The 24,902-nt window shown below is 65.4% G+C and carries 21 protein-coding genes and 5 tRNA genes; 3 read left to right on the top strand and 23 right to left on the bottom strand.

Going from position 1 to position 24,902, the window contains the following annotated elements:
• Positions 1–13: 13 nt before the first annotated feature.
• From rpsG to ACYVGY_RS02910, 23 genes are all read right to left on the bottom strand, one after another.
• A complete protein-coding gene (gene rpsG / locus ACYVGY_RS03020) occupies positions 14–481 on the bottom strand; it encodes a 30S ribosomal protein S7 (RefSeq protein WP_460455993.1) in 468 nt (155 codons plus the stop codon).
• A gap of 57 nt (positions 482–538) precedes the next feature.
• On the bottom strand, positions 539–913 hold the full coding sequence (rpsL, locus tag ACYVGY_RS03015; protein WP_460455992.1) for a 30S ribosomal protein S12: 375 nt from the start codon (positions 911–913) through the stop codon (positions 539–541).
• Between the two features lie 209 nt (positions 914–1,122).
• Complete coding sequence (gene rpoC, locus ACYVGY_RS03010; protein ID WP_460455991.1) at positions 1,123–5,331, bottom strand: DNA-directed RNA polymerase subunit beta'; 4,209 nt, start codon at positions 5,329–5,331, stop codon at positions 1,123–1,125.
• A gap of 25 nt (positions 5,332–5,356) precedes the next feature.
• Positions 5,357–9,508, bottom strand: coding sequence for a DNA-directed RNA polymerase subunit beta (rpoB, locus tag ACYVGY_RS03005; protein WP_460455990.1), 4,152 nt, complete (start codon positions 9,506–9,508; stop codon positions 5,357–5,359).
• Between the two features lie 242 nt (positions 9,509–9,750).
• Entirely contained in the window at positions 9,751–10,119 is a 369-nt protein-coding gene (gene rplL / locus ACYVGY_RS03000) for a 50S ribosomal protein L7/L12 (protein WP_460455989.1), read from the bottom strand.
• Between the two features lie 50 nt (positions 10,120–10,169).
• Positions 10,170–10,700: a 50S ribosomal protein L10 gene (gene rplJ, locus ACYVGY_RS02995; protein ID WP_460455988.1), complete on the bottom strand. Its 531-nt coding sequence runs from the start codon at positions 10,698–10,700 to the stop codon at positions 10,170–10,172.
• Positions 10,701–11,038: 338 nt separating this feature from the next.
• Positions 11,039–11,743 carry a 50S ribosomal protein L1 gene (rplA, locus tag ACYVGY_RS02990; protein ID WP_460455987.1) on the bottom strand — a complete coding sequence of 235 codons (705 nt, stop codon included), beginning with the start codon at positions 11,741–11,743 and terminating at the stop codon, positions 11,039–11,041.
• A gap of 3 nt (positions 11,744–11,746) precedes the next feature.
• A complete protein-coding gene (gene rplK / locus ACYVGY_RS02985; RefSeq protein WP_034213888.1) occupies positions 11,747–12,175 on the bottom strand; it encodes a 50S ribosomal protein L11 in 429 nt (142 codons plus the stop codon).
• Between the two features lie 95 nt (positions 12,176–12,270).
• Positions 12,271–12,831, bottom strand: a complete 561-nt coding sequence (gene nusG / locus ACYVGY_RS02980; RefSeq protein WP_460455986.1) for a transcription termination/antitermination protein NusG — start codon at positions 12,829–12,831, stop codon at positions 12,271–12,273.
• Between the two features lie 17 nt (positions 12,832–12,848).
• Positions 12,849–13,226 (bottom strand): preprotein translocase subunit SecE, encoded by a 378-nt coding sequence (gene secE / locus ACYVGY_RS02975; RefSeq protein ID WP_460455985.1) that lies wholly within the window; start codon positions 13,224–13,226, stop codon positions 12,849–12,851.
• Between the two features lie 65 nt (positions 13,227–13,291).
• Positions 13,292–13,367, bottom strand: a tRNA-Trp gene (locus tag ACYVGY_RS02970).
• Positions 13,368–13,454: 87 nt separating this feature from the next.
• On the bottom strand, positions 13,455–14,645 hold the full coding sequence (tuf, locus tag ACYVGY_RS02965) for an elongation factor Tu (RefSeq protein WP_460455984.1): 1,191 nt from the start codon (positions 14,643–14,645) through the stop codon (positions 13,455–13,457).
• Between the two features lie 72 nt (positions 14,646–14,717).
• Positions 14,718–14,793, bottom strand: a tRNA-Thr gene (locus ACYVGY_RS02960).
• 34 nt (positions 14,794–14,827) lie between these two features.
• Positions 14,828–14,901 (bottom strand) — tRNA-Gly (locus ACYVGY_RS02955).
• 38 nt (positions 14,902–14,939) lie between these two features.
• Positions 14,940–15,025, bottom strand: a tRNA-Tyr gene (locus ACYVGY_RS02950).
• A 71-nt stretch (positions 15,026–15,096) separates the two neighbouring features.
• Entirely contained in the window at positions 15,097–16,188 is a 1,092-nt protein-coding gene (ychF, locus tag ACYVGY_RS02945; RefSeq protein ID WP_460455983.1) for a redox-regulated ATPase YchF, read from the bottom strand.
• Between the two features lie 66 nt (positions 16,189–16,254).
• Entirely contained in the window at positions 16,255–16,836 is a 582-nt protein-coding gene (pth, locus tag ACYVGY_RS02940; RefSeq protein ID WP_460455982.1) for an aminoacyl-tRNA hydrolase, read from the bottom strand.
• 63 nt (positions 16,837–16,899) lie between these two features.
• Complete coding sequence (locus ACYVGY_RS02935; RefSeq protein WP_460455981.1) at positions 16,900–17,595, bottom strand: 50S ribosomal protein L25/general stress protein Ctc; 696 nt, start codon at positions 17,593–17,595, stop codon at positions 16,900–16,902.
• 141 nt (positions 17,596–17,736) lie between these two features.
• The gene (locus tag ACYVGY_RS02930; RefSeq protein WP_460455980.1) at positions 17,737–18,693 is read right to left on the bottom strand and encodes a ribose-phosphate diphosphokinase; all 957 of its coding nucleotides are present in this window, start codon (positions 18,691–18,693) and stop codon (positions 17,737–17,739) included.
• Between the two features lie 50 nt (positions 18,694–18,743).
• Positions 18,744–18,821 (bottom strand) — tRNA-Gln (locus ACYVGY_RS02925).
• A gap of 23 nt (positions 18,822–18,844) precedes the next feature.
• Positions 18,845–19,711 (bottom strand): 4-(cytidine 5'-diphospho)-2-C-methyl-D-erythritol kinase, encoded by an 867-nt coding sequence (gene ispE, locus ACYVGY_RS02920; protein ID WP_460455979.1) that lies wholly within the window; start codon positions 19,709–19,711, stop codon positions 18,845–18,847.
• On the bottom strand, positions 19,708–20,304 hold the full coding sequence (lolB, locus tag ACYVGY_RS02915; protein ID WP_460455978.1) for a lipoprotein insertase outer membrane protein LolB: 597 nt from the start codon (positions 20,302–20,304) through the stop codon (positions 19,708–19,710). The genes ispE and lolB overlap by 4 nt, the downstream gene beginning before the upstream one ends.
• Positions 20,301–21,947 carry a tetratricopeptide repeat protein gene (locus ACYVGY_RS02910; protein ID WP_460455977.1) on the bottom strand — a complete coding sequence of 549 codons (1,647 nt, stop codon included), beginning with the start codon at positions 21,945–21,947 and terminating at the stop codon, positions 20,301–20,303. Before ACYVGY_RS02910 ends, lolB begins: the two co-directional genes overlap by 4 nt.
• Before the next feature lie 101 nt (positions 21,948–22,048).
• On the opposite strand from ACYVGY_RS02910, the gene hemA reads away from it, so the two are divergent.
• Genes hemA through moaB form a run of 3 tightly spaced genes read left to right on the top strand, consistent with a single transcriptional unit; the run spans position 22,049 to position 24,901 of the window.
• Entirely contained in the window at positions 22,049–23,320 is a 1,272-nt protein-coding gene (gene hemA, locus ACYVGY_RS02905; RefSeq protein ID WP_460455976.1) for a glutamyl-tRNA reductase, read from the top strand.
• On the top strand, positions 23,298–24,383 hold the full coding sequence (gene prfA / locus ACYVGY_RS02900) for a peptide chain release factor 1 (protein ID WP_460455975.1): 1,086 nt from the start codon (positions 23,298–23,300) through the stop codon (positions 24,381–24,383). Before hemA ends, prfA begins: the two co-directional genes overlap by 23 nt.
• Entirely contained in the window at positions 24,380–24,901 is a 522-nt protein-coding gene (moaB, locus tag ACYVGY_RS02895; RefSeq protein ID WP_460455974.1) for a molybdenum cofactor biosynthesis protein B, read from the top strand. The genes prfA and moaB overlap by 4 nt, the downstream gene beginning before the upstream one ends.
• The last annotated feature ends 1 nt before the right edge of the window (position 24,902 follow it).

The following is a 24,902-nucleotide window of genomic DNA, read 5'->3' as shown; positions in this document are numbered from 1 at the left end:
AAATCCTTCTCTATTACCAACGGTAGTGCGAGAAGGCCTTGTTGGCCTCTGCCATACGGTGAGTTTCTTCGCGCTTCTTGACCGCGCCACCGCGGCTCTCGGAAGCTTCCATCAGCTCGGCGGCCAGCTTGCGCGGCATGGTGTTCTCGCCACGCTTGCGCGCGGAATCGATCACCCAGCGCATCGCCAGCGCCATGCGGCGCGAGGTGCGGACTTCGACGGGGACCTGGTAGGTCGCACCGCCAACGCGGCGGGACTTGACCTCGACGGCCGGCGCAACGTTCGCCAGGGCCTTTTCGACCAGAGCCAGCGTGTCGCTGTTCTTCTCGCCAATGACGTCCATGGCGCCATAGACGATCTTTTCAGCGATCGACTTCTTGCCGGACTTCATGACCATGTTGATGAAGCGCGCGACGACTTCGCTTCCGTGCTTCGGATCCGGGAGGATCGAACGGGTACCGGGAGAACCTTTACGGGACATAAGGCTTGCCTAAATTTTATTGATCGGGTGTAGAGCGGAGCGGACGAAGCCGCTGGCTCAGGACTTCGGACGCTTGGTGCCGTACTTGGAGCGGCTCTGGCGACGCTTGGCGACACCGGAGGCGTCGAGCGAGCCACGCACCGTGTGGTAGCGCACGCCGGGAAGGTCCTTGACGCGACCGCCGCGGATCAGCACCACCGAGTGCTCCTGCAGGTTGTGGCCTTCGCCACCGATGTAGGAGATCACTTCGAAGCCGTTGGTCAGGCGCACCTTGGCAACCTTGCGAAGGGCCGAGTTCGGCTTCTTCGGAGTGGTGGTGTACACGCGGGTGCACACGCCACGACGCTGCGGGCAGTTGGCCAGCGCCGGAGAGGCGCTCTTGTAGGTATTGGGCTGGCGCGGCTTGCGCACCAACTGGTTGATCGTCGCCATGCGTTCGGAATCCTGATGAAAAATGACACGGCAGGCCGGAAACCGGCCCACCGAGAAGCGGGAGTTTAATTCGCGTTAAACCCCTCTGTCAAATCAATGACAGTGGGGTTTGCTGGTTTCCATCGTCCGTGAATCGAACACGAGGGGCCATCCTGGTCCCTCTTTTCGAATGTGGGCAGGCCATCAGCGGGCCTGCCAGCGCTATAGAGTCAGCCTTCGGAACCGGCGTCTTCGGTGGTCTCAGTGGCCGTCGAGACGGCGCGCAAGGTCTCCAGATCGGAATCGGAAAGTTCGGGATTGGCGGCCTTGCGGCGCTTGCTGTGGTACGCAAGGCCCGTGCCCGCCGGAATAAGGCGGCCGACGATAACGTTTTCCTTCAGGCCGCGCAAGCTGTCGCGGGTGCCGCGGACGGCAGCCTCGGTCAGCACGCGGGTGGTTTCCTGGAAGGAAGCCGCCGAGATGAACGACTCGGTCGCCAGCGAGGCCTTGGTGATGCCCAGCAGCACCGGCTCGTAGCGGGCCGGCAGCTCGTTCTTGGTCAACGCCTTGGCATTGTCCTCGACGACGCGGATACGCTCCGCCTGCTCGCCCGCCATGAAGCGGCTGTCGCCAGCGTCGGTGATCTCGACCTTGCGCAGCATCTGACGAATGATCGTTTCGATGTGCTTGTCGTTGATCTTGACGCCCTGCAGACGGTAGACGTCCTGGATTTCCTTGGTCAGGTACGAGGCCAGCGGCTCTACGCCCAGCAGGCGCAGGATGTCCTGCGGGTTCGGCTCGCCGTCCACCACGGTCTCGCCCTTGGCGATGTGCTCGCCTTCGTAAACGATGACCTGGCGGTACTTCGGGATGAGCTCTTCGTGCTCGTTTCCGTCGGCATCCTTGATGATCAGGCGCTGCTTGCCCTTGGTGTCCTTGCCGAAGCTGATGATGCCGGACACTTCCGCCAACACGGCCGGATCCTTGGGCTTGCGGGCCTCGAACAGATCGGCGACGCGCGGCAGACCACCGGTGATGTCGCGGGTCTTGGAGGCTTCCTGCGGCACCTTGGTCACCACGTCACCCACGCCGACGGCGGCGCCGTCCTGCAGGTTGACGATCGAGCGCGGCGGCAGCAGGTACTGCGCCGGCAGGTCGGTGCCCGGGATGTTGAGGTCCTTGCCGTTCTTGTCGAGGATGCGCACGACCGGACGCAGGTCCTTGCCCATCGAACCGCGACGCTTGGGATCGGTGATCTCACGCGAGGCCAGGCCGGTCAGGTCATCGGTCTTCTCGATGACGGTGATGCCGTCGACGAAGTCCACGAAGCGGACGAAGCCCGCCACTTCCGACACGATCGGGTGGTTATGCGGATCCCAGTTGGCGACGACCTTGCCAGCCTTGACCTCCTGGCCGTCCTTGACGTTGATCATGGCGCCGTACGGGAGCTTGTAGCGCTCACGCTCGCGGCCATGGTTGTCGAGGACAGACAGTTCGCCCGAGCGGGACACCGCGACCAGGTGGCCGTTGGCGTGCTGCACGTACTTGAGGTTGTTGAACTTGACCGCACCCGTGGTTTTGACCGTGATGTTGTCCACCGCCGCCGCACGCGAAGCCGCGCCGCCGATGTGGAAGGTACGCATGGTCAGCTGGGTGCCCGGCTCGCCGATCGACTGGGCCGCGACGACGCCGACGGCCTCGCCATGGTTGACGATGTGGCCACGCGCCAGGTCACGGCCGTAGCAGTGGGCGCAGATGCCGAAGGTGCTGTCGCAGGTGATCGCGGAGCGGACCTTGATGGACTGCACGCCCGCGGCCTCGAGCTTGTCGACCCAGGCCTCGTCCAGCAGTTCGTTGCGGGTGACGATCGGATCCTCGTCGTTGCCCGGCATGTACACGTCCTCGGCCACGATGCGGCCCAGCACGCGGTCGCGCAGCGGCTCTACAACGTCACCACCCTCGACGATCGGGGTCATGGTCAGGCCGTTCATCGTGCCGCAATCGGACTCGGTAACCACCACGTCCTGGGCAACGTCGACCAGGCGGCGGGTGAGGTAACCGGAGTTCGCGGTCTTCAGCGCGGTATCCGCGAGACCCTTACGGGCACCGTGGGTCGAGATGAAGTACTGCAGCACGTTCAGGCCTTCACGGAAGTTCGCCGTGATCGGGGTTTCGATGATCGAGCCGTCGGGCTTGGCCATCAGGCCGCGCATACCCGCCAACTGGCGGATCTGGGCCTGCGAACCACGCGCGCCGGAGTCCGCCATGATGAAGACCGAGTTCATCGACTTCTGCTCGATGGTCTCGCCCTTGGCGTTCTGCACGTCCTCGAAGCCGATGGTTTTCATCATGGCCTTCGCGACCAACTCGTTGGTGCGCGACCAGATATCCACGACCTTGTTGTAGCGCTCGCCGGCGGTGACCAGGCCGCTCTGGTACTGCTCCTGGATCTCCAGCACCTCGGACTCGGCACCGGCCAGGATGCCCTTCTTCTCGTCCGGGATGATCATGTCGTCGATGCCGATCGACACGCCAGCGCGGGTTGCGTACGAGAAGCCGGTGTACATCAGCTGGTCGGCAAAGATCACCGTGTGCTTCAGGCCCAGCATGCGGTAGCAGGTGTTGATCAGGCGGCTGATGTTCTTCTTGGTCAGCTCGGTGTTGGCCAGCGAGAACGGCAGGCCTTCCGGCAGGATTTCCGCCAGCAGCGCGCGACCGATCGTGGTCTCCACGATCGCGGTCTTCTCGCTGCGCTCGCCCTGCTCGTCAGCCTCGTAGGTCTTGAGGCGCACACGAACCTTGGCGTGCAGCTCGACGACGCGGTTGTCGTAGGCGCGCTTCACCTCGGCGACGTTGGCGAACACCATGCCCTCGCCTTTCTTGTTCTCCAGCGCGCGGGTCATGTAGTACAGACCCAGGACGACGTCCTGGGTCGGCACGATGATCGGCTCGCCGTTGGCGGGCGACAGGATGTTGTTCGACGACATCATCAGGGCGCGCGCTTCCAGCTGGGCCTCGAGGCTCAGCGGGACGTGCACGGCCATCTGGTCACCGTCGAAGTCGGCGTTGAACGCGGTGCAGACCAGCGGATGCAGCTGGATGGCCTTGCCCTCGATCAGCACCGGCTCGAACGCCTGGATACCCAGGCGATGCAGGGTCGGGGCGCGATTGAGCAGCACCGGGTGCTCGCGGATGACTTCTTCCAGGATGTCCCAGACTTCCGCCGACTCGCGCTCTACCAGCTTCTTGGCCGCCTTGATGGTCGTGGCGAGGCCACGACGCTGCAGCTTGGCGAAGATGAAGGGCTTGAACAGCTCAAGCGCCATCTTCTTGGGCAGGCCGCACTCGTGCAGGCGCAGGGTCGGGCCGACCACGATGACGGAACGGCCGGAGTAGTCCACGCGCTTGCCGAGCAGGTTCTGACGGAAGCGACCCTGCTTGCCCTTGATCATGTCGGCCAGCGACTTGAGCGGGCGCTTGTTGGTGCCGGTGATGGCGCGGCCGCGACGGCCGTTGTCCATCAGGGCGTCCACCGACTCCTGCAGCATGCGCTTCTCGTTCCGGACGATGATGTCCGGCGCGTTCAGCTCGAGCAGGCGCTTGAGGCGGTTGTTGCGGTTGATGACGCGACGGTAGAGATCGTTGAGGTCGGAGGTCGCGAAGCGGCCACCGTCCAGCGGCACCAGCGGACGCAGGTCCGGCGGCAGCACCGGCAGCACGGTCATCACCATCCACTCGGGGCGGTTGCCCGACTCGAGGAAGGCCTCGACCAGCTTGATGCGCTTGGTGAGGCGCTTGAGCTTGGTCTCGGAGTTGGTGGACGCGATCTCTTCCTTGAGGCGCAGCAGCTCGGAGCTCAGGTCGATGGTGCGCAGCAGGTGGTAGACCGCCTCGGCGCCCATCAGGGCATCGAAGTCGTCGCCATGTTCCTGGCGCGCAGTCAGGAACTGCTCTTCGGTGAGCAGCTGGCCGCGGTCGAGCGTCGTCAGGCCCGGCTCGATGACCACGTAGGCCTCGAAGTACAGGATGCGCTCGATGTCACGCAGGGTCATGTCCAGCATCAGGCCGATGCGCGACGGCAGCGACTTGAGGAACCAGATGTGCGCGGTCGGACTGGCCAGCTCGATGTGGCCCATGCGCTCGCGACGCACCTTGGCCAGCGTCACTTCAGTGCCGCACTTCTCGCAGACCACGCCACGGTGCTTCATGCGCTTGTACTTGCCGCACAGGCACTCGTAGTCCTTGATCGGTCCGAAAATGGCGGCGCAGAACAGGCCGTCACGCTCGGGCTTGAAGGTACGGTAGTTGATGGTTTCCGGCTTCTTCACTTCGCCGAACGACCAGCTGCGGATCAGGTCCGGCGATGCCAGGCCAATCTTGATGCCATCGAAATCCAGCGACTGACGCTGCTGGTTGAACAGATTAAGTAGGTCTTTCATTTGATTCTCCTGTTCTCAGCGCCGATCACTGCTCTTCCAGCTCGATGTTGATGGCGAGGGAACGAATTTCCTTCACCAACACATTGAACGATTCCGGCATGCCGGCCGTCATTTCGTGCTCGCCGTCGACGATGTTCTTGTACATCTGGTTACGGCCCTGCACGTCATCGGACTTAACCGTCAACATTTCCTGCAGGGTGTAGGCCGCGCCGTAGGCTTCCAGCGCCCAGACTTCCATCTCACCGAAGCGCTGTCCGCCGAACTGCGCCTTGCCGCCCAGCGGCTGCTGGGTAACGAGCGAGTACGGACCGGTCGAGCGGGCGTGCATCTTGTCGTCAACCAAGTGGTTGAGCTTGAGCATGTGCATGTAGCCAACGGTGACCGGGCGATCGAACGCCTCGCCGGTACGGCCGTCGTGGAGGATGGTCTGGCCGCTTTCCGGAAGATCAGCCAGCTTCAGCATGGCCTTGATCTCGGCCTCGGAGGCGCCGTCGAACACCGGGGTGGCCATCGGCACGCCGTCGGTGAGGTTCTGGGCCAACACCAGCAGCTCCTTGTCGCTGATCTGCGCCATGTCGACGCGCTCGCCCTGGAGCTTGCGGTCGTGGTTGTAGATCTGGTCGAGGAACTTGCGCAGGTCGGCAACCTTTTCCTGAGCCTCGAGCATGCGCTGGATCTTCTGGCCCAGGCCTTTCGCGGCCCAGCCCAGATGGACTTCCAGCACCTGACCGATGTTCATTCGGCTCGGCACGCCCAGCGGGTTGAGCACGATGTCGACGGTCTGGCCGTCGGCCATGTACGGCATGTCCTGCACGGGCACGATGGTGGACACGACGCCCTTGTTACCGTGGCGGCCGGCCATCTTGTCACCCGGCTGGATGCGGCGCTTAACGGCAAGGTAGACCTTCACCATCTTGAGCACGCCCGGGGCCAGGTCGTCGCCGGCGGTGATCTTGCCGCGCTTGTCCTGGAACCGCTTCTCGAATTCCTTCTCGTGCGCCTCGACCTGCTTCTGCGCGCGCTCGATCACCTCGGCCGCTTCCTCATCCTTCATGCGGATGGTGAACCAGTCGTCCTTCTTCAGGCCGTCGAGGTACTCGCCGGTGATCTCGGTGCCCTTCTTGATGCCGTTCGGACCGCCATTGGCGACCTTGCCAATCAGCAGGCCGCGCAGACGGGCATAGATCGCGCCTTCGAGGATGCGGAACTGATCGTCGAAGTCCTTCTTGACGCGCTTGACCTCGGTTTCCTCGATCTGGCGCGCACGCTTGTCTTTCTCGATGCCGTCGCGGGTGAATACCTGCACGTCAATGACGGTGCCGTCCATGCCCGGGGGCACGCGCAGCGAGCTGTCCTTAACATCGCTGGCCTTCTCACCGAAGATGGCGCGCAGCAGCTTCTCTTCCGGGGTCAGCTGGCTTTCGCCCTTGGGCGTGACCTTGCCAACCATGATGTCGCCGGCGCGCACTTCGGCACCGATGTACACCACGCCCGACTCGTCGAGGCGGCCCAGGGCCTGCTCGGACACGTTCGGGATGTCGGCGGTGATTTCCTCAGGCCCAAGCTTGGTGTCGCGGGCGACGCAGGTCAGTTCCTCGATGTGGATCGTGGTGTAACGATCCTCTTCGACCACGCGCTCGGAGAGCAGGATCGAGTCCTCGAAGTTGTAACCATTCCAGGGCATGAACGCGACCAGCATGTTCTGACCCAGCGCCAGCTCACCGATGTCGGTGGACGGGCCGTCGGCCAGCACGTCGCCGCGGGCGACGCGATCACCCACTTTCACCAGCGGACGCTGGTTGATGCAGGTGTTCTGGTTGGAACGGGTGTACTTGATCAGCGTGTAGATATCGACGCCGGCGTCGTTGTCGTGGATCTCGTCCTCGTTGGCACGAACCACGATGCGGCCCGCGTCGACCTGGTCGATCACGCCGCCGCGCTTGGCATTGACGGTGACGCCGGAGTCGCGCGCCACGGCGCGTTCGATGCCGGTGCCGACCAGCGGCTTCTGCGACCGCAGGGTCGGCACGGCCTGACGCTGCATGTTCGCACCCATCAGGGCGCGGTTGGCATCGTCGTGCTCGATGAACGGAACCAGCGCGGCCGCGACCGAGACCGACTGCATGGGCGAGACGTCCATGTAGTGGATTTCCGACGGCGGCTTGAGCAGGGTCTCGGCCTGGTAACGGCAGGGCACGAACGGTGCCTGGAAGCTGCCGTTCGGGTTGAGCTCGGCGTTGGCCTGGGCGATCGCGTACTCGTGCTCTTCAATCGCCGACAGGAATTCAACCTGGTCCGTGACCTTGCCGTCCACGACCTTGCGGTACGGGGTCTCGAGGAAACCGTACTTGTTGCTGCGGGCGTACACGGCCAGCGAGTTGATCAGGCCGATGTTCGGGCCTTCCGGCGTCTCGATGGTGCAGACGCGGCCGTAATGGGTCGGGTGCACGTCGCGGACTTCGAATCCGGCGCGCTCACGGGTCAGGCCGCCCGGGCCAAGGGCCGACACGCGGCGCTTGTGGGTGACTTCCGAAAGCGGGTTGTTCTGATCCATGAACTGCGACAGCTGCGACGAACCGAAGAACTCCTTGATCGCGGCGGCCACCGGCTTGGCGTTGATCAGGTCCTGCGGGGTCAGGCCATCGGACTCGGCCAGCGACAGGCGCTCCTTGACGGCGCGCTCGACGCGGACCAGGCCCACGCGGAAGACGTTCTCGGCCATTTCGCCGACCGAACGCACGCGGCGGTTGCCCAGGTGGTCGATGTCGTCGACGACGCCACGGCCGTTGCGGATCTCGCAAAGGGTCTTGATGACCTCAAGGATGTCGGACGTGCCGGCGAATTCCTTGACCAGGTTCTTGGAGTTCTCGTCGTTGCGCTCGCCGAAGTACTTGGAGTCGTACAGCACCGAGGCGCCGGTGACTTCCTTGCGGCCGACGCGGCGGTTGAACTTCATCCGGCCCACGCCCGAGAGGTCGTAGCGCTCGAAGGTGAAGAACAGGTTGTAGAACAGGTTCTGCGCGGCGTCCTTGGTGGGCGGCTCGCCCGGACGCATCATGCGGTAGATCTCGACCAGGGCCTCGAGCTGAGTCTTGGTCGGGTCGATGCGCAGGGTGTTGGAGATGTACGGGCCGCGATCGAGGTCGTTCACCCACAGGGTGCCGATCGTGTCGATGCCAGCCTTGCGCAGCTTGGCGACGTTGGCTTCGTTGAGCTCTTCGTTCGCCACCGCCAGCACTTCGCCGGTCTTGGTGTCGACGATGTCGTGCGACAGAATGCGGCCGTACAGGTATTCGTCCGGCACCGCGAGGGTGTCGACCTTGGCCTGTTCGAGCTGCTTCACGTGGCGCGCGGTGATGCGCTTGCCGGCTTCGACGATGACCTTGCCGCCGACCACGAGGTCGAAGTTCAGGGTCTCGCCACGCAGGCGCTCGGCAACCAGCTCCAGCTCAACGCCGTCCTGCTTGGCGATGTGGAAGGTGTTGACGTCGAAGAAGATGTCGAGGATTTCTTCGTTGTTGTAACCCAGCGCGCGCAGCAGGATCGTCACCGGCAGCTTGCGGCGGCGATCGATACGCGTGAACACGGCGTCCTTCGGGTCGAACTCGAAGTCGAGCCAGGAGCCGCGGTAAGGAATGATGCGGGCCGAATACAGCAGCTTGCCCGAGCTGTGGGTCTTGCCGCGGTCGTGGTCGAAGAACACGCCCGGCGAGCGATGCAGCTGCGAAACGATGACGCGCTCGGTGCCGTTGACGATGAAGGTGCCGTTGTCGGTCATCAGGGGCAGCTCGCCCATGTAGACCTCCTGCTCCTTCACGTACTTGATGGCCTTGGTCGACGACTCACGGTCGTAGATGACCAGGCGCACGGTCACGCGCAGCGGGGCGCCGTAGGTGAGGCCACGGTTGCGGCACTCGCGCTCGTCGAACGGCGGCTCGCCGAGCTTGTAGCTGACGTACTCCAGGGCGGCATTGCCGGAGTAGCTGGTGATCGGGAACACCGACTTCAGGGCGGCGTGCAGGCCGCGGTCATCACGCTGGCCGGACAGGGCGAACTCCTGGAGGAACTCGCGGTACGAGTCCATCTGGATCGCCAGCAGGTACGGCACTTCAAGAACTTGCCGGCGCTTGCCGAAGTCCTTGCGGATACGCTTCTTTTCGGTGAAGGAGTACGTCATGGTGAGCTACCGCCTCGGGTATCTGTGGGCCGCGCGTCCGCGGTCCCGGGGGAACATCAAACTGCCAGTTGGAAGTCGCTGGTATTGCCGGCACCAGCACGCCTTCTCTTGCTACTTCCGACTGGCAACTCGGGATCAGTTGCTTGTTACGTTGCGCCGTCCCTCAGGAACGGCCAAAGGCCGGGGGCTTTCGCCCCCAGCCTCAGGTGGTCGCCAATACCAACCGGCGACTCAATTGAGGATTACTTGAGCTCGACCGTCGCGCCGGCCGCCTCGAGGTCCTTCTTGAACTTCGCGGCGTCGTCCTTCGACACGGCGTCCTTCACGATGCCAGTGGCCTCGACGAGGTCCTTGGCTTCCTTCAGGCCCAGGCCGGTGATGGCGCGGACCGCCTTAATCACTTCGACCTTCTTCTCGCCGGCGGCCTTCAGGACCACGGCGAACTCGGTCTGCTCTTCGACGGCGGCAGCGGCAGCGGCCGGACCGGCCATCATGACCGGGGCGGCGGCGGTGACGCCGAACTTCTCTTCGATGGCCTTGACCAGCTCCATCACTTCCATCAGGGTCTTGCCGGCGACGGCTTCGACGATCTGCTCGTTGGAAAGGGACATTGTATTTACCTCTGGATAATTTTCTGGAAAGGAAAGGTTAGGTCGACGGGTCAGGCAGTTTCGACGACAGCTTCGGGAGCGGCTTCTTCGCCACCACCCTGCTGATCGGCGACAGCCTTGACCGCGCGGGCGAACATCGTCGCCGGCTCGGCCAGCACGCGGGCCAGCATCGCAAGCGCCTGCTCACGGGTCGGCAGCGAGGCAAGAACCTCGAGATGCGAACCGGGGAAGGACTTGCCACCGATCGAAACGACCTTGGCCTGCAGCTTGTCGTTGCCCTTGGCGAACTCCTTGATCAGACGACCGGCGGCGCCGGGGTCTTCCATCGAGAACGCGTACAGCAGCGGGCCCACCAGGGCCTCCTGGCTGGACTCGTATTCAGTGCCGGCGACGGCGCGGGTGGCCAGGGTGTTCTTGACAACTTTCAAGAACACACCGGTTTCGCGCGCCTTTTTACGCATCGCGGTCATCTGCGACACGGTCGTGCCGGCATACTCGGCGGCGACCAAGGAGTGTGCCTTCGAGGCGACTTCTGCCAGCTCGGCGACCACTTCTTGTTTCTGGGACAGATTGAGAGCCATTGCACTCCTCCAATAGGACTCCGCTTGCGGCTCCTGCCGCTTGCGGTCTTGGGCGGCACCGTTCCTTCGGCGCCGGGGACGCGGGTGCGTCCCGGTGGTGGCCGATTCCAGAATGATTTCCAGAAGGCGGCACCATCTACGCAGGCCCGGCTTCTCTCGAAGCACGGATTAAACGATCCCGCTTGTGGCGACGGCGAATCCTTGCCAGTCGTGCATCCCTGCCCGACGTCGTCACGCGCTGACCGCACCTGCGGTCTTTGATGGCTCCGGCGAAACGCGTTTCCGCCGGTGCCTTCAAATACTTCCGCCCGGGACGCGTCCCGGGCGGCTGGTTCTTGTTACTTGGCCAGCGACAGCGAGGACGGGTCGATGACCACGCCGACGCCCATCGTCGAGCTCAGGGAGATCTTCTGCAGGTACTGGCCCTTGGACGTGGCCGGCTTGGCCTTGACCAGGTCGCCCAGCAGGGCGTGCAGGTTGTTCTTCAGGGCTTCCGCCTCGAAGTTGGCCTTGCCGATGGTGCAGTGGATGATGCCGCCCTTGTCGGTGCGGTAGCGCACCTGGCCAGCCTTGGCGTTGCGCACGGCACCCGCGGCGTCCGGCGAAACGGTGCCGACCTTCGGGTTCGGCATCAGGCCGCGCGGACCCAGCACCTGACCGAGCTTACCGACCACGCGCATGGCGTCCGGCGTCGCGATGACGACGTCGTAGTTCAGGTCGCCGGCCAGCATCTTGTCGGCCAGTTCGTCCATGCCAACCACTTCGGCGCCAGCCGCCAGAGCCTCGTCAGCCTTGGCGCCGGGCGGGCAGAACACGGCCACGCGGACCGACTTGCCGGTACCGGCCGGCAGCACGGTCGCGCCGCGAACCTGCTGGTCGGACTTCTTGGCGTCCACGCCGAGGCGCACGGAGACGTCCACGGACTCGACGAACTTGGTCTTGGAGTTCGACTGGATCAGCTTCAGGGCTTCGTCCAGCGAATAAGGCTTGCCCGGGGTGACCAGGGTCTGAAGGTTCTTGTAACGCTTAGAGATCTTTGCCATGTCTTAGCCCTCCACCACGAGACCCATCGAACGGGCGCTGCCCGCGATGGTGCGCACGCCAGCTTCCAGGGAGGCGGCCGTGAGGTCGGCTTCCTTGGCCTTGACGATATCTTCGAGCTGCTTGCGGGTGACCTTGCCCACCTTCTCGGTGTTCGGGCGCTTGGAGCCCGAGGTCAGGCCAGCGGCCTTCTTGAGCAGCACGGTGGCCGGGGTGCTCTTGGTGATGAAGGTGAAGGTACGGTCCGAGTACGCGGTGATGATCACCGGCGTCGGCAGGCCCGGCTCGAGCTTGGAGGTCGCAGCGTTGAACGCCTTGCAGAACTCCATGATGTTCAGGCCGCGCTGACCCAGCGCAGGACCGACCGGCGGCGAGGGGTTGGCCTGACCGGCCTTCACCTGCAGCTTGATGTAACCAACTACTTTCTTAGCCATTGTCTTATCTCCGGGTGCAAGCGCCTGTTGTCAGGCTCCCCATCGTGCCGGGTGGGGTTCGTGCCCCGGCTTCCACGCTGTTGCGAAACTTCCCGTCAGGCCTTCTCGACCTGTCCGAACTCCAGCTCCACCGGGGTGGAACGACCGAAGATCAGCACCGCCACGCGCAGGCGGCTCTTCTCGTAATTGATTTCCTCGACGACGCCGTTGAAGTCGTTGAAAGGACCCTCGGTGACGCGGACCATTTCGCCCGGCTCGAACAGCACCTTGGGCTTGGGCTTGTCGACGCCGTCCTGGACCCGGCGAAGGATCACGTCCGCCTCGCTGTCCTGGATCGGCAGCGGCCGTTCGGCGGTACCGCCGATGAAGCCCATGACCTTCGGGGTTTCCTTGATCAGGTGCCAGCTGTCGTCGTCAATGCGGGGAATGCCGCCGTCCTCGTGCGTCTCGATCTGCACCAGCACGTAACCGGGGAAGAACTTGCGCTCGGACTTGCGCTTCTGGCCACCGCGCATCTCGATGACTTCTTCGGTCGGGACCAGCACCTGGCCAAACTTTTCCTGCATCTCGGCGCGCGCAATGCGCGTGTCGAGCGCGCGCTGCACCTGATGCTCAAAGCCCGAATAGGCGTGGACGACGTACCAGCGCTTGGCCATTTTCTACAGACTCCCAATTAGCCCAGCAACAGCCGGATCAGCCACGAAATAATAAGATCGAAGAACGAGAGGATCAGGCTGACGATCACCACCACGACCAGGATCACGCCCGTGATCTTGCGGGTCTCCTGCGTCGTCGGCCACACCACCTTGCGCAGCTCGAACAGCGATTCGGAGGCGAACTCGCGGACCTGGCGACCCTTCGCGGTCAACGCCATGACGCCGGCCGCAGCGACCACGCCAGCGGCAGCGATCAGCCCACGCACCGGACCCGGCCACTGACTGAACCAGTAGAAGGCGACGATGCCGCCAACCACGAGCGCGGCGGCGAGGACGTACTTCGCGATATCGGCGGCGGTAACCGCCCGTTCTGCTTGCTCGACCTTCGTGTTCATCAGCTCTTGCCCGGCTAAAGCCGGTTGGGGGTCGCGGCTCCCTCGGGAAACACGACCAGTGCGGGTGGCGCGCCAGGTAGGACTCGAACCTACAACCTGCGGTTTTGGAGACCGCTGCTCTGCCAGTTGAGCTACTGACGCATTGGCATCTCTAAACGGGCGATGGCGGACCGCTTCCGGCCCGCCATTCCCCTGCCCGTCCGGCCTTCGCCGGGCGGGCGGTCTTTATTACTTGAGGACCTTCGCAACCACGCCGGCGCCGACGGTGCGGCCGCCTTCGCGGATCGCGAAGCGCAGGCCTTCGTCCATCGCGATCGGCGCGATCAGGGTCACGACCATCTTCACGTTGTCGCCCGGCATCACCATCTCAACGCCTTCCGGCAGCTGGCAGGCGCCCGTCACGTCGGTCGTGCGGAAGTAGAACTGCGGGCGGTAGCCCTTGAAGAACGGGGTATGACGACCACCCTCGTCCTTCGACAGCACGTACACCTCAGCCTCGAACTCGGTATGCGGGGTGATCGAACCCGGCTTGGCCAGCACCTGGCCACGCTCGACGTCGTCACGCTTGGTGCCGCGCAGCAGCAGGCCGGCGTTGTCGCCCGCCTGACCCTGGTCGAGCAGCTTGCGGAACATCTCAACGCCGGTCACGGTCGTCTTGACGGTCGGACGGATGCCGACGATCTCGATTTCCTCACCGACCTTGATGATGCCGCGCTCGATGCGGCCGGTCACCACGGTGCCACGACCCGAAATCGAGAACACGTCCTCGACCGGCATCAGGAACGCCTTGTCCACGTCGCGCTGCGGCTCCGGGATCCAGGTGTCCAGCGCTTCCACCAGCGCGATGATCGACGGCACGCCGATCTCCGACTGGTCGCCTTCCAGCGCCGAACGCGCCGAACCCTTGATGATCGGGGTGTCGTCGCCCGGGAAATCGTACTTCGACAGCAGCTCGCGGACTTCCATCTCCACCAGCTCCATCAGCTCGGCGTCGTCCACCAGGTCAGCCTTGTTCAGGTAGACCACGATGTACGGCACGCCCACCTGGCGGGCCAGCAGGATGTGCTCGCGCGTCTGCGGCATCGGGCCGTCAGCGGCCGAACACACCAGGATCGCGCCGTCCATCTGCGCCGCACCCGTAATCATGTTCTTCACGTAGTCGGCGTGACCCGGGCAATCCACGTGCGCGTAGTGGCGCTTCTCCGACTCGTACTCAACGTGAGCGGTCGAAATCGTGATGCCACGCGCCTTCTCTTCCGGCGCCGCGTCAATCGCGTCGTAGGCCTTGAACTCGCCACCGAAGCGCTCGGCGCCAATCTTGGTCAGCGCGGCGGTCAGCGTGGTCTTGCCGTGGTCAACGTGACCGATGGTGCCGACGTTCACGTGCGGCTTGGTGCGCTCGAACTTACCCTTGGCCATTGCGAATTACCCGGTTAGGAATAAAAAGGTTTTCTGCCTGCCCGGAACCGCACCTGCGGCCCCGGGGGTGGATGGTGCTCATCACAGGAATCGAACCTGCGACCTCTTCCTTACCAAGGAAGTGCTCTACCGACTGAGCTAGATGAGCGAATACGTGGTGTTGCGATGAAGCGTGTTCAAGGTGGAGCGGGAGACGGGGATCGAACCCGCATGATCAGCTTGGAAGGCTGAGGTTCTACCATTGAACTACTCCCGCCCTGCGCTGCTTTCCGTTACCGGACAACTTCGCGAAGCTGGTGGAGGGAGGTGGATTCGAACCACCGAAGGCGTGAGCCAGCAGATTTACAGTCTGCCCCCGTTGGCCGCTTGGGTATCCCTCCAGCAAGGAGCCCGCAATTTTCACGGTCGCGGCGGTAAATGTCAACGCCCTTTTCGCAATTACCGTCCCGAATCAGACATTGAAGCGGAAATGCAGCACGTCGCCCTCCTGGACGATGTACTCCTTGCCCTCCAGGCGAAGCCTGCCGGCGTCGCGGGCACCGGATTCACCGCGATACTTGAGGAAATCGTCGAAGGCGATGGTTTCGGCCCGGATGAAGCCCTTCTCGAAGTCGGTATGGATGACAGCGGCGGCCTGTGGCGCGGTCGAGCCCTTGTGCACCTGCCAAGCCCGCACTTCCTTCACGCCCGCCGTGAAGTAGGTCTGCATGCCCAGCAGGGCGTAGCCGGCGCGGATCACGCGATTCAGACCCGGCTCCGACAGGCCCATTTCGGCCAGGAACTCGGCGCGATCGGCGTCCTCGAGCTGGGACATCTCCTCCTCGATGGCGGCGCTGACGGGAACCACCTGCGCGCCCTCGACCTCGGCCCGGGCCCGCACCAGGTCCAGCATCGGGTTGTTCTCGAAGCCGTCCTCGAGCACGTTCGCCACGTACATCACCGGCTTGAGGGTCATCAGGAACAGGTCCCGGACCACGGCCCGGTCTTCGGCGCTCAACCCCAGGGCGCGGGCCGGCTTGCCGGCATCGAGACCCTCGCGAACCCGCGAAAGCACTTCTTTCCGGACGATAGCGTCTTTATTGCCGGTCTTGGCTTCACGTTCGGCGCGGTTAAGCGATTTTTCAACCGACTCCAGGTCTGCCAGCGCCAGCTCAAGGTCAATCACCTCGATATCCGCGATCGGATCGATCTTGCCGGCCACGTGGATGATGTCGGCATTCTCGAAGCAGCGCACCACGTGGGCGATCGCGTCCACCTCGCGGATGTGCGCCAGGAACTTGTTACCCAGGCCCTCGCCCTTGGAGGCGCCGGCCACCAGGCCGGCGATGTCCACGAACTCGAACGAGGTCGGGATGACCTTCTGCGGCTTCACGATCTCAGCCAGCTGCGCCAGGCGCAGGTCCGGCACCGGGACCACGCCGGTATTGGGCTCGATGGTGCAGAACGGGAAGTTGGCCGCGGCGATGCCCGCCTTCGTCAGCGCGTTGAAAAGAGTGGACTTGCCGACGTTCGGCAGGCCGACGATGCCGCATTTGATGCCCATGATGCTGTCTTCCGGTTCGCGAATTTCCAGGCGCCAGCGGTCCGGTGACCGCTGGCGCCTGGCAACTCAGGGTTTAGGGGTGTGCAGGCGCTTCATGGCCTCGGGGAACTCCCCGGCCACAGCCAGCGGCATCACGGCCAGCGCGTCGTCGATGGCGCGCAGGATGCAGGCCTCGTCGTCCTTGCCGGGCTTGCCGAGCACCCAGGGGGTGACCTTGTCCTTGTGGCCGGGATGGCCGATGCCGATGCGCAGCCGATGGAACTTGCCGTGCCCCAGGTGCTGCATGGTGTCGCGGATGCCGTTCTGCCCGCCGTGGCCGCCGTCGAACTTGAGCCGGGCCAGGCCAGGCGCCAGGTCCAGGTCATCGTGGGCGAGCAGGGCCTGTTCGGGCTCGATTTTCCAATAGCGCAGCGCCGCGACCACCGATCGGCCGGACGCGTTCATGAAGGTGGCGGGACGCAGCAGCCAGACGCTGCGGCCGGCGATTTCGATCTTCGCTGTTTCGCCGTGCAGCTTGGACTCCAGCCCGAAGCGCGCCCCGGCCTGGTTGGCGAGGGCGTCCAGAAACCAGAACCCGGCGTTATGCCGGGTCCGGGCGTGTTCGGCGCCGGGATTCCCGAGGCCGACGATGAGGCGCAGATCGCTCACGTCACGTGTGCCCGCCCGCCCCGACCCTCCCCCGCAGGGAGAGAGACAGGACGGGCATTGGGATCACTTCTTCTTCGGAGCCGCCGGCGCCGCAGCGGCGGCGTCCGGCTTGGCGACCTTGGCGGCCGGGACTTCAGCCGATTCCGGCGCAACTTCTTCCTCGACTTCGACGCGGGCATGCTTGGCGATCACGACCGCCAGGTCGTGCTCCTTGCCGGCGCTGGCGAGAGCAAGACCCGGCAGGGTAACGCCCTTGGGCAGCTTGATCTGCGAGAGGTGGATGATGTCGCCCAGAACCAGTTCGGCCAGGTCGATCTCGATGAACTCCGGCAGGTCCTTCGGCAGGCAGCTGACTTCCAGTTCGTTGAGCTCGTGGGTGATCACGACGCCCGCCGCCTTGCCGGCCGGGGAAGTTTCCTGATTGATGAAGTGCAGCGGCACCTTGGCGCGCAGGGCCTCGTTCTCGCTCACGCGCAGGAAGTCCAGGTGCAGGATCTGCTGCTTGAACGGATGGCGCTGCATGTCACGCAGCAGCACCTTCTGGACCTTGCCGTCGACGCTCAGGTCGAGGATGGCGGAGTAGAACCACTCGTTCTGGCTGGCGAGCCAGAGGTGGTTGTGCTCGACCTGGACGCTCTGCGGGTCCTGATGGGCGCCGTAGACGATGGCCGGGACCTGGCCGCTGTGACGGAGGCGGCGGCTCGCACCTTTGCCCTCGACTTTGCGGCCAGTCGCCGTGATGTTGTGGTTGGTAGCCATGTTGGTGTTGCCTTCTTCAGTGTGATGCGCCTTTCGGCGTGTACCGCAGTGCCCGCGACCAGGCGCTGCGTCGTTCCCGGAACCGGGAATCGGGGATCGGCACTCTCGAATGCCGATCCCGGATTCCCTGCCCCGCCTGCTTCAGTCCACGTAGAGGGAGCTGACCGATTCGCCAAATGCAACGCGTCGAATGGTTTCCGCCAGCAGTTCGGCGACGCTGAGCTGGCGAATGCGCGGGCAGGCCCGCGCGGCCTCCGAAAGAGGAATGGTGTCGGTAACCACCAGCTCATCGAGCTGCGAATTGCTGACGTTGGCGATCGCCGCGCCCGACAGCACCGGGTGGGTGCAGTAGGCAACGACCTTGCGGGCGCCGTTGGCCTTGAGCGCTGCCGCGGCTGCGCACAGGGTGCCGGCGGTGTCGACGATGTCGTCCACCAGCACGCAGGTCTTGCCTTCGACGTCACCGATGATGTTCATCACGGTGGCGACGTTGGCTTTCGGACGGCGCTTGTCGATGATCGCCAGTTCGGCGTCGTCGAGCCGCTTGGCGATTGCGCGGGCACGCACCACGCCGCCGACGTCGGGCGAAACCACGATCAGATTGTCGGTGCCCTGGCTGCGCCAGATGTCGGCGAGCAGGATCGGCGAGGCGTAAACGTTGTCGACCGGGATGTCGAAGAAACCCTGGATCTGGTCGGCGTGCAGGTCCACGGTCAGCACGCGGTCGGTGCCCACCGCGGAAAACATCTTGGCGGCGACCTTGGCGGTGATCGGCACGCGTGACGAGCGCATGCGGCGGTCCTGGCGGGCGTAGCCGAAATACGGCACCACGGCGGTGACGCTGGCCACCGACGCGCGCTTGAGCGCGTCAATGAGCACCAGCAGCTCCATGAAATTTTCGGCGGTCGGCGCGCTGGTGGACTGGATGACGAACACCTCCTGCCGGCGCACGTTTTCCTCGATCTCGACTTGCACTTCGCCGTCGGAGAACTGACCCACCTGCGCCTTGCCCAGCGGAATGCCGAGCTGGCGGCAAACCGCCAGAGCCAGCGGACGATTGGCGTTGCCGGTGAATACGAGCAGGTTCTGCTTGCTCATTGGATCTGCCTTTGCGTTCGCTGTTGTGGGACCGTGCTGCGTCCGGTGGATGGCTGGGGCGGTAGGATTCGAACCTACGAAATGCCGGGATCAAAACCCGGTGCCTTAGGCCTCTTGGCGACGCCCCATCACTGGTTTTTCCGGTTCTGGCTCAGCGCGTCGGCAGCGCCCGATGCAGGGGCGAAACCGCGACACCTTCCGCCACCCAGGCACGCAGGCCCGAGGGCAAGCGTGACCGTGCAGCTTCGGCTTCGGCGCGCGCGCCGAAGCGTGCAAAACAGCCGCCGCCGGTCCCGGTCAATGCCGCTGGGCCGAGCTGCGAAAGCGCCTGCAGGGTAGCCTCGATGGCTTCCGAGCGGCGACGCAGCACCGGCTCGAAGGCATTGCCGAGCGCGAAGCCAGAAACGAAGTCCGCAATTGTCGCCGGGGGCGCATCCCGCGTCAAATCAGGGGTTTGGAAAAGCTCCGCGGTGGGCACGCTGACGCCGGAATCAACCAGCAGATAGGCCGCCGGCGGCAGCTCGAGCGGGGTCAGCTCCTCGCCCACGCCTTCGGCCCAGGCGCTGCGCCCACGCACGAACACCGGCACGTCGGCGCCCAAGCGCAGCCCGATGGCGGCCAGATGATCCGGGCCAAGGCCTGCATCCCAGAGATAGTTGAGTGCCACCAGCACGGTGGCGGCATCGGACGAGCCGCCGCCAAAGCCGCCGCCCAGCGGGATGCGCTTTATCACCTCGATATCAACGCCTTTGGCGATCTTAGCTTCACTTTGAATACTCTTAGCGGCGCGAACGACGATGTCTTCGCTCTCCGGCAAAGCGTAGCCCTGGGCGCCGGTCCGGCGGATCTCAGCGTCGTCGCGAACCCGCAGGCGCACGGTGTCGCCCCAATCCAGCAGCTGGAACACGGTCTGCAGGCGGTGGTAGCCGTCCTGGCGGCGGCCCAGGATGCGCAGAAAAAGATTGAGCTTGGCGGGCGCCGGCCAGGCGCTCCAGCCATCGACGTCGGCCATCGTCATGGCGTATCCCAGGCCTCGACGACCAGGCGCACGCTGGCCTGCTCACCCTGGCGCGCGAACACGCGGCGAGGTCGGGCCGGCTCGGCGTCGTCCCATTCCCGATACTCGACCTGCCAGCCCTGCTGCGAGATCAAGGCCGGCAAACCAGACGGATCGAAGGCCATCGTGGCTGGGCCGTCGGCGCGCGCGCCCCTGGCCCATGCCGCCAGCGCCTGCACCGGAAGCCGCCAACCGGTGGCTTCGAACAGCAGCGCTTCGGCGTCCGGACCGCTACGGGTCCCACCTTCCAGGCCCTCCAGCGTCGCCTCTGCGCCCCGCTGCCGGAGCCGCCAACTCTTGCCGGTCACCGGGGCCGCCAAGCGGATTTCGAAATCCTTGCCCTGTTGGCGCCACTCCAGTCGGCCGCTGCCGCCCTCCCCGTTCGCGTTGACCGCCAGTCTTCCCGACAAGCGCCAGTTCGGCTGCGCCGACAACCTCGACTCACGCATCGTCTGTGCCGCCAGCAGGGCGGGATCTTCCATCTGGCGCACAGCTGCGGGCTGACAGGCGGCCAGCGCGGCGACAGCCAGGAACAGCAGGCCAAAACGGGTCATGGGGCAAAGGTCTCCAGCGCGCGTCGAAGCGCACGGTTGTCAGGGTCGATGGCGACGCCCTGGCGCCAGACTTCGCGCGCCTCATCCCGCTGGTCCAGCGTCCAAAGCACTTCCCCGAGGTGGGCGGCGACCTCGGGATCCTTGAGCAGGTCCCAGGCTCGGCGCAGCATCGCCAGCGATTCTTTGCGCTCGCCAAGCCGGAAGCGGATCCAGCCGAGACTGTCCAGGATCGCCGCCGAATCCGGCGCCGCGGCGTGGGCACGTTCGATGTAGGGCAAGGCGGCCGCGTACTCGCCGCGGCGCTCGGCCAAGGTGTAGCCGTAGGCATTGAGCGCCTGCGGATCGTCCGGGTTGTCGTCGAGAATGGCGCGCAGGTCGGCCAGCGAGTCATCAATCTGGTCGGTACGCTCGAGCAGCATGGCGCGTGCATACAGCAGCACCGGGTCACCCTCAAACACCGACAGGCCGCGGTCCAGCGCCATGCGGGCCCGGTCGGCGCGCTGGCCACGCTCAAGGATGTCCGCCTCCACCAGATAGCTGTCGCGGACCCGCTCGCCGTCGGCGCTGGTGTCCGACTGCAGGTCCTTGAGCCGCTCGATGGCGCGATCCGGATCGCCGCGCAGGTCGTACAGGCGCGCCAGCCGCAGCAGCGCCATGTCGCTGCCGGCACCGCGCGGCACGCCCTGATACCAGCGTTCGGCCTCGGCCCACAGCCCCAGGGCTTCGGCGACGTGACCGAGCAGCAGCCGGCGCGGCGGCGGCGGTACCGCGCCGGCCGCCTTGAGTTCGGCGTACAGCAGCTGCATGCCGGCCCGGTCACCGGCCGCGACCAGCCAGGCCGCGCGCTGGCTCAGGGTGACTTCATCCTGGTCGCCGGTGCCCAGCAGGTCGGCGGCAGCGCGCAGGTCGCCCTGGCGTGCAAACTCGCTGGCGGCGATCCGCCGCAGTTCCGGCGGGATGCCGTCCTCCGCGCGCAGCGCCAGCAGGCGCTGGCGGGCCGTATTGAGGTCGCCGCTAACGCGTAGCCGGGCAATTTCCAGCAACCTGGCCCGAGGATCGTCGGGGAAGCGGAGCACGCCCAACTTGATGATGCGTTCGGCCAGCGGACGATCCTTGAGCCGCCGGGCGATGCCAGCCCAGCGCAACCAATCGGCCAGCCGCGGCCGCAGCGCCTCTTCCTCGAACAAGGCCCGAACCACGGCGCGGGCGATCACGGCCGCGTCGTCGCGGGACTCCGCGAGGGCCACCTGCAGCATTTCAAACCCGGGATCGCCGAGCGCAAGCAGTTCACGCGCCGCGTCCATCGCCTCTTCCTGGTCACCCTGCACCAGCGCCAGGCGCAAGCCTGCCCCATGCATGCCGGCAGCCTCCGGTGCCAGCTGACGCCAGCGGGCCAATGCCCGGCGGGCCAGCACGACCTCACCAGCGACCCAAGCCACCTGGGTTGCCCGCTCGGCCACGGCCGGATCGCTGGAGGCGGCCGATGCGGTCTGGAAATGGCGGGCGGCCGCGGGCAAATCGCCGTGCTGAAGGGCGAACTCGCCGGCCAGGACGTCACCGATCGGCGGCGACGGATCCGCCGCGGCAGGGGCGCCAAACGCCAGTGCCAGCAGGACAAAGACAAAACGATGACGCCGGTTCATGGGGTCTGCGTGCCCTAGGGCTAGAATATGGGCCAGAACCCCGAAATGAGAGTCCAGCCCGCGAAAGCTTAGCGCACCCCGCGCCGACGCTGGCCCACCCCATGCCCCTGCTCGCCCTAGGCCTGAACCACCAGACTGCGCCACTGTCGCTGCGCGAGCGGGTCGCACTCGACGCCGGCCAGCTGCCGGGCGCGCTGGCCGGTCTGTCGGCCGTGCCGGGCGTGGAAGAGGCGGCGCTGCTCTCAACCTGCAATCGCACCGAAATCTATGCCCAGGTCCACGAGGGCGCCGAAAGCGCCGTGGCCGAATGGCTGGCCCGGCATCACGGGCTTTCGCCCGACGTGCTGTCGTCCTACCTGTACGAACATCGCGACGAGCACGCCGTGCGCCACCTGTTCCGGGTCGCCACGGGACTGGACTCGCTGGTGCTGGGCGAACCCCAGATCCTGGGCCAGGTAAAGGAGGCGTGGCAGGCCGCGCGCCAACACCGCGCGCTGCGCACGCCGCTCGATCGCCTGTTCCAGCAAAGCTTCCAGGTTGCCAAACGCGTGCGCACCGACACCCGTATTGGCGCGCACCCGGTGTCGGTGGCCTATGCCGCGGTCAGGCTGGCGCGCCAGGTATTCAGCGAACTCGACCGCGCTACCGTGCTGCTGGTCGGTGCCGGCGACACCATCGAGCTCGCGGCGCGGCACCTGGTGGACGCCAAGGCAAAGCGCCTGCTGGTCACCAACCGGACACTCGAACACGCGCAGACCCTAGCCAGCCGGTACGGCGGCTACGCGCTGCCGCTGAGCGAGCTCGACCGCCACCTGCCCGAGGCCGACATCGTCATCACGGCCACCGCCAGCCGCGAGCCGCTGCTGCGCGTGGCCGCAGTAAAGGCCGCACTCAAAGCGCGCAAGCACCGTCCGATGTTCCTGCTCGACCTGGCGGTACCGCGCGATATCGAAGCCGGCGTCGCCGCCCTGCCTGACGTCTACCTGTACACGGTGGACGACCTTGAGCAGGTGATCGAAGAGAATCGCGCTTCGCGCCGAAGCGCCGCCGACCAGGCCCAGGCCATCATTGATCTGCAGGTCGAACACTTCATGGCCTGGTGGCGTGCCCAGGACCGCCAGGAGGCGCTGCGCACGCTGCGCAGTCAGGGCGCCGCCGCCCGCGACGAAGCCTTGGCGCGTGCACGCGAACTGCTGGCCCAGGGCAAGCCGGCCGACGAAGCGCTCAAGCTTTTGGCGCACCAGCTCACCAACAAACTGCTGCACGCCCCCAGCGCTGCCCTGCGCCAGGCCGCCCTGGACGGCGACCTGGACCTGCTACGCACCGCCAGCCGACTCTACGAATCCCCCGATGACACCCAGCCTTCTTCGTAAGCTCGAAGCCCTGGCCGAGCGCCACGAGGAGGTCGGCCGTTTGCTGGCCGACCCGGGCGTGATGGCGGACAACGCCGGCTTCCGTAGCTTGTCCCGCGAGTACGCTCAACTCGAGCCCGTGGCCGCCGGCCTGGCCGAATGGACCCGCGCCCAACGCGACCTGAAGGCGGCCGAGGCGATGCGCGCCGATCCCGAGTTGCGCGAGCTCGCCGACGAAGAAATCCCGACCGCCCAGGCCCGGCTGGCCGCGCTGGACGAAGAGCTCTCGCTGCTGCTGGTGCCACGCGATCCGCGCGACGAAGCCAACCTCTTCCTCGAGGTGCGCGCCGGCACCGGCGGCGACGAGGCTGCGATCTTTGCGGGCGACCTGTTCCGCATGTATTCGCGCTACGCCGAGCGCCGTCGCTGGCAGGTCGAGATCGTGTCGGCCAGTGAAGGCGAACACGGCGGTTACAAGGAAATCGTCGCCCGCATCGAGGGAAAAGGCGCCTATTCGCGACTGAAGTTCGAGTCAGGAACGCACCGCGTGCAGCGTGTGCCCGCTACCGAATCGCAGGGCCGCATTCATACGTCGGCCGCGACCGTGGCGATCCTGCCCGAGCTCGAGGATATCGACGAGATCGAGATTCGCGACGCCGACCTCAAGGTCGACACCTTCCGCGCATCGGGCGCCGGCGGCCAGCATGTGAACAAGACCGACTCGGCGATCCGCATCACCCACCTGCCCACCGGCGTGGTGGTCGAATGCCAGGACGAGCGCAGCCAGCACAAGAACCGCGCCCGGGCGCTGTCGCTGCTCAAGTCGCGCCTGCTCGACGCCGAGCGTAGTAAACAGCACGCTACCCAGGCCCAGGCGCGCCGCCTGCAGGTTGGCAGCGGCGACCGCAGCCAGCGTATCCGTACCTACAGCTTCGCCCAGGGTCGCGTCACCGACCACCGGGTCGAAGGCCTTACGCTGTACGCCCTGCCGCAGGTGCTGGACGGCGACCTGGACGAGCTGGTGGATCGCCTGACCCGCGAGCACCAGGCCGATGAACTCAAGCTGCTGACGGAGGCTGCATGAGCGCCACGACTGAATTTTCCCCGTTGAACCTGTGCGTGTTGACCGTGTCGGACTCGCGCACGACCGCCAATGACAGCTCTGGCGATTACCTCGTCGAAGCCTTGGTGGCCGAAGGCCACGTGCTGAACGAACGCCACATCGTCCGTGACGACAAATATGCGCTGCGCGCGCTGGTGTCACGCTGGATCGCCGATGAGGCGGTGCACGGCATCCTGGTCACGGGAGGCACCGGCTTCACCGGCCGCGACTCGACGCCCGAAGCCCTGCTGCCGCTGCTGGACAAGCAAATGCCCGGCTTCGGCGAAATGTTCCGGGCGCTAAGCTACGAAGACATCGGCACCAGCACCCTCCAGTCGCGCGCCTTCGCCGGCCTGGCCAACGCTACGTTCCTGTTCGCCCTGCCCGGCTCGCCATCGGCCTGCCGCACTGGCTGGGAGAAGCTGATCCGCGCCCAGCTCGACGCCCGCACCCGGCCCTGCAACCTCGCCAACTTGCGCCCGCGACTTCGCGAAACCTGAC

This window comes from Arenimonas alkanexedens, from assembly GCF_054781355.1.
Note: the sequence above shows the minus strand (reverse complement) of the source record. Positions and strands in the feature narration are given on the sequence as shown.